The 5,179-nt window shown below is 51.9% G+C and carries 3 protein-coding genes; all 3 read left to right on the forward strand.

The annotated features are described in order from the left end of the window. Positions 1 to 232: 232 nt before the first annotated feature. From QZN75_RS07250 to QZN75_RS07260, 3 genes are read left to right on the forward strand one after another with little or no spacing between them, the layout of a single operon-like run. Entirely contained in the window at positions 233 to 3,016 is a 2,784-nt protein-coding gene (locus tag QZN75_RS07250; protein ID WP_292426712.1) for an ATPase, T2SS/T4P/T4SS family, read from the forward strand. Beyond that, positions 3,009 to 3,941: a type II secretion system F family protein gene (locus QZN75_RS07255; protein ID WP_292426714.1), complete on the forward strand. Its 933-nt coding sequence runs from the start codon at positions 3,009 to 3,011 to the stop codon at positions 3,939 to 3,941. The genes QZN75_RS07250 and QZN75_RS07255 overlap by 8 nt, the downstream gene beginning before the upstream one ends. Before the next feature lies 1 nt (position 3,942). Then, on the forward strand, positions 3,943 to 4,992 hold the full coding sequence (locus QZN75_RS07260; RefSeq protein WP_292426718.1) for a type II secretion system F family protein: 1,050 nt from the start codon (positions 3,943 to 3,945) through the stop codon (positions 4,990 to 4,992). Positions 4,993 to 5,179: the final 187 nt, after the last annotated feature.

Here is a 5,179-nt window from a genome sequence, read left to right on the forward strand (position 1 = left end):
AAGTAATACCTGTTGATCGTGATTATCGGACTGGGGGATGTGAAGGTTGAAAAAACATGATGACGAGGCTTATGAGGATATAAGTGCCCTTCTTAAAAAAATCCGGGGTGCACAGTCGCCGGAAGATAAATCCGCCGGTACGGCACCACCATCTCCTGAAAAAAAGCCAGAACCGGCAGAACCGGGGCACGATTGGACCGGTGATTTCTCTGCACTCATGCAAAAACTTGGCATGAACAAAACCGGAAACACTGCCGGGGGAGTTCCGGAAAAGAGCGATGCGCCAAATCCCGCATCACCCGGGGATGCGAATGATATTGATGGCCTGTTTGAAGATATGCCCTCTCCGGAACCGGTTCCGCAGACACCCGACCTAAGTGGAAACGATGTGCGTGAAATGCCGGGAAAGTTACTGGAACAATCAGGGGCCGCACCAGCCCCCACTATCCTCCCCCCATCCGAGGAAAAATCTGTTCCTCCCGCTGGTGAAACCCAATCAGCGCCCGATGTCGAAATTATCAAAGAAAATCCCCGTGATGACCGGACGTCCTCATTTTTCAGGAAACGAAAGGCAACCCGGGGGACATCCTCAAAGAAGTCTGCTGATATACCGGAGAGTCATGATGACGAGGCTCATGAGGACATAAGCACCCTTCTTAAAAGAATCCGGGGCTCACAGACGCCTCAAGACGAATCAGCCGTCCCGACAGCATCACCGCTCGAAAAAAAGCCCGAACCGGCAGAACCATATCCGGGCGGGACCGGTGATTTCTCTGCACTCATGCAAAAAATTGGCATGAATAAAACCGGGAACATTGCCGGGGGAGTTCCGGAAAAGAGCGATGCACCGGTATCCCACGGGAATGCGGATGTTTTTAATGACCGTCTTGAAAATATGCCCTCTCCGGAACCGGTTCCGCAGAACCCCGACCTGAGTGGAAACGATGTGCATGATATGCCGGGAAAATCTCTGGCACAGTCGGGGGCCGCGGCCACACCAGCTCCTGCCACACCTCCTGAGGAAAAAACCGCTTCTCCCGTTGTCGAATCCCAACCGGAGCCCGCTGTCGAAATTATTGAAGAAGATCCCCGTGATAACCGGACCTCTTCATTTTTCAAGAAAAAAAAGGTAACAAATGAAGGGGCAGCATCAAAGAAGTCTGACGATACAGTCGAGAGTGATGCGGATGAACGGATCATCTCTGTTGATCAGATCTCAGATTACTCGGGGCTTATTCTCCCCAAAGGTGCGACATTCCAGATCGACGAGATCAATCTTCATGGAAGAATGGATGCCTTTAAAAACACCGGTACCGGAACCCTGCCTCCGGAACTTGCAGATATCTGGAAGCGGGAATTTTCGACCGCAGGGTTCAAGGATCTCGAATCTGAGATCTCCCTGGAAAAGGAAAAAATAAATAAGGCTGCGACAAAGAAATCCGGGTTTTCGGCGCTCTTCAGTGCCATTCACCCGGCAACCGTGGACTATGATCCCGAACTACATGGCCCCTTGGTGGATCTCTCATTTGAAGCAAAACCGGGTATCGAAGTGATGGAGATGTACCCGGTTAATGAGCCCTACGCATATGTCCGGGTTATCTATGACCACGCCTCGCATGAATACACCTACCAGGTTATCGAACCCGTTCTTTCCGAACCTGAAAAAGACCTGTTAAAGGAATTAAAAGGACGCCTTTTTGAAACACTCGATGTCAACACCAAGGATATCTCCAAAGAGGAGGCTCGGCGCCAGCTCAGGAATTCTGTGGACGATCTCATCGCCGATTACGGGATCAAGCTCAGCCCGGTCCAGCGCGAGAAGATGCTGTATAACATGCACAAGGATTTTCTGGGCGATGGCCTGATCGATGCGATCATGCATGACAAGTTCATCGAAGATATCTCCTGCGATGGTGTCAACGTTCCGTTATTTGCATTCCATGCCAGTTACGAGTCAATGAAGACGACGCTGATGTACCACAATGCAGAGGATCTCGACTCGTTTGTCACAAAACTCGCCCAGCGTGCCGGCAAGTATATCTCCATTGCGGAACCGATCCTCGATGCGTCCATGAGCGATGGTTCCCGTATCCAGATGACGCTCGGGCAGGAAGTAACCGCCCACGGCTCCACATTCACCATCCGTAAGTTCAAGGATGAGCCAATTACCCCGACAGATCTCATCGAATGGCACACGTTTGCCCCGCTCTCGGTCGCCTACATCTGGCTTGCCGTCGAGAACGGCAAATCAGCGATCTTCGCCGGGGGAACAGCATCCGGTAAGACCACGTCGTTAAACGCGTTCTCCCTTTTTATTCCCCCGATGGCAAAGATCGTCAGTCTCGAAGACACCCGGGAAGTGAAACTCCCCCACCCCAACTGGATCCCCAGTGTAACGCGGGACTCGTTTGATACGGCAGGACGCGGGGAGATCAACATGTACGAACTCCTGCGTGCCGCCATGCGGCAGCGGCCTGAGTACATCATTGTCGGAGAAGTCCGTGGCAAGGAATGCCAGACACTTTTCCAGGCGATGAGCACCGGCCATGTCACGTACTCCACGATCCACGCGGACTCGGTATCGAGCGTCGTCCACCGTATCGAGAACCCACCCATGGATGTACCGCGGAACATGCTTTCGGCTCTCAATATCGTCTGTATCCAGGTTCAGGCCCGTGTAGGCGGCAAACGTATCCGCCGGAATAAACAGATCGTCGAGATCCTCGATATCGATCCACGGACGAACGAACTCATCACAAACGAGGTATTTAAATGGCGGTCAGCGACCGATGAGATCTCCTATTCGGGGAAGTCCTACATCCTTGAAGAGATCATGGAGGCCCGGGGCTGGAATGAGAACCGGATGCGGGAAGAACTCAAGCGCCGGCAGGAAGTGCTGGAATGGATGCGCATCAAAAAGATCCGACATTACAAGGATGTTGCAAAGATCCTCATTTCATATTATCGTGAGCCCGAAGTTGTTATAGAACGTGTAAGGAAGGACCTGTATGAATAGTTTTGAACGGTTCTGCTTTAATCTCCTTGGCATGCGGATGAAGGCACGACGGGAACAATACTCCCAACTCCGCAATGACCTTATATCGGCCCGGCTTAAAACGCCGTTTGAAGTCTATATCTCTACCGCAGTTGTCAGTTCTGTTCTTGTCGGTCTTGTATCAGCGGTCGTACTGGGATTTTTTACCTGGTTCCTCAAACTCCCCAATCTTATAAAATACAAAGGTGATGTTCCTGCAACGGTCGTCTTTTTCTCCCAGTACAGTCTCATCCTCGGGACTGTTTTTGTGGTCGTCATCTCGCTCGCAGTCTTTGGCGGGATGACGTATGCGGTATTCCTCATGTATCCATCGGTCGCCGCCGGAACCCGTCGCCGGAATATCGACGCAACCCTGCCCTACGCCATCAACTATATCACTTCAATGTCCACCGCCGGTATTACTCCGGCGGAGATCTTCCGCCTTCTGGGGGACAGCCCGATCTATGGAGAGAGTTCCGTGGAAGCGCGGTATATCGCACGGGAGATCGATATCTTCGGGAGGGATCTTATCGATGCGCTCAGGATTGTCTCTGCGAGTACCCCTTCCCGGCGGATGAAGGAGTTTTTACAGGGTTCGATGGCCAGTATCTCCAGCGGCGGGAACCTCACGGACTATTTCCGTAATAAGGCCAACCAGTATGCCCTGGAGAACCGCCAGACCCAAAAAATGTTCCTGGAAACGCTTGCACTGATCTCGGAGTCGTACGTGACCGCAATGGTGGCTGGCACGCTCTTTTTGATCATTATCCAGTCGATCATGTCCGTCATTGGAGGTGGAGGAGGGAACTCAACTCCGATGTTTCTCTATCTTATCATCTACCTTATGATTCCCTTCGGCACAATAATGTTCATTATCATGATCAGTTCCATGACCCCGGAGTCCTGATATGGCATTCAACGATGCGTTCACGGGCCTGTTCGGACAAAAGAAGGATCCGAACTCTCAACCCCCCCGCCCGCTTACCCCCGCAGAGATGGATTCTGTTGAAGGGGAACTTACTGAGATCACCCGCCGACTGGAGACTGAACGGAAGAGCCGGGAAGGGATAGGGCGATTCTTCAAGCACCCGATCAAGGTTCTCACGGAACAACCCATTAATATCCTCATTGTCTGTATTCCCCTGTCGCTGATCGTCTTTATCGGCGGGTTTGTCTCGATGGTAAAGACGTACGGTATCAACGTGCTTTTTACGTCGACGGTTATCGATGATTTTGCGGTACTGGCGGTACTTATCTCTATAATTCCTTTGGCAGTTCTTGATCTCAGGGAACAGTCGCGGATAAAAAATCTCGAGGATGCACTCCCCAACTTCTTCCGCGACCTGGCCGGTATGAATGATTCCGGTATGACACTCCCCAATGCCGTTCACCTTGTCGCCGGTGCAGAATATGGGGCCCTGACCCCCCATATCCGGAAACTGGACAACGAGATGTCGTGGGGCGTCGGTTTCGTGGAGGGCATGTACCGGTTCGGGAAGAGCTTGGGAACGCCGCTTGCCGACCGGAGTGTCGATCTGATTGCAAAGGCAAGCAAGGCCGGCGGTGATATCAGTGAAGTGCTCCGTGCCGCAGCAAGCGATACCTTCGAAACGGTCAACCTTGCACAGGAACGACGGAACAATATGTTTATCTACGTGATCATCGTCATCGTCTCGTGGGCAGTTTTTATGTTTGTTATCGCGATTCTCGTGAGCTCATTTTTGACCACCATGGCTACCGCGGGCACAGCGGCGTCGGCAACGGCAGCCAGCAGCCAGTTTATGGGACGAATCGATCTTCCGGCATACAAACGGCTGTTCACCCATGCAGCGATGCTCCAGGGTTTTTTTTCTGGTCTCTGCGCCGGTCAGATGGGTGAAGGGCGGGCTGTTGCCGGTCTCAAATATTCAGCGATTATGCTGATCATATCATGGGTCGTGTTCCGCTTCTTCATCTGATCTTTTTTTGCTTTTTATTATTTATGGAGACCGTTTTTTATTTTTTTCGAGGCCCTGCTGGATGGGAGGGAGCATGCCGGCGGCAGCTGCAAATATCACATATTACGCCGAATCATGAACCCGGCAACCGACCGGAACGGCGCACTGTACATTAAAAAATAAGAATAAGTTGGGATTACGCCCGTCA

The organism is Methanoregula sp. (assembly GCF_003170075.1).
GTDB lineage: Archaea > Halobacteriota > Methanomicrobia > Methanomicrobiales > Methanospirillaceae > Methanoregula.

What these genes read in the sequence shown, in the direction of transcription:
- QZN75_RS07255 (WP_292426714.1), top strand. Translation starts at nt 3,009, where the DNA reads ATGAATAGTTTTGAACGGTTCTGCTTTAATCTCCTTGGCATGCGGATG.
- QZN75_RS07260 (WP_292426718.1), top strand. Translation starts at nt 3,943, where the DNA reads ATGGCATTCAACGATGCGTTCACGGGCCTGTTCGGACAAAAGAAGGAT.
- QZN75_RS07250 (WP_292426712.1), top strand. Translation starts at nt 233, where the DNA reads ATGAACAAAACCGGAAACACTGCCGGGGGAGTTCCGGAAAAGAGCGAT.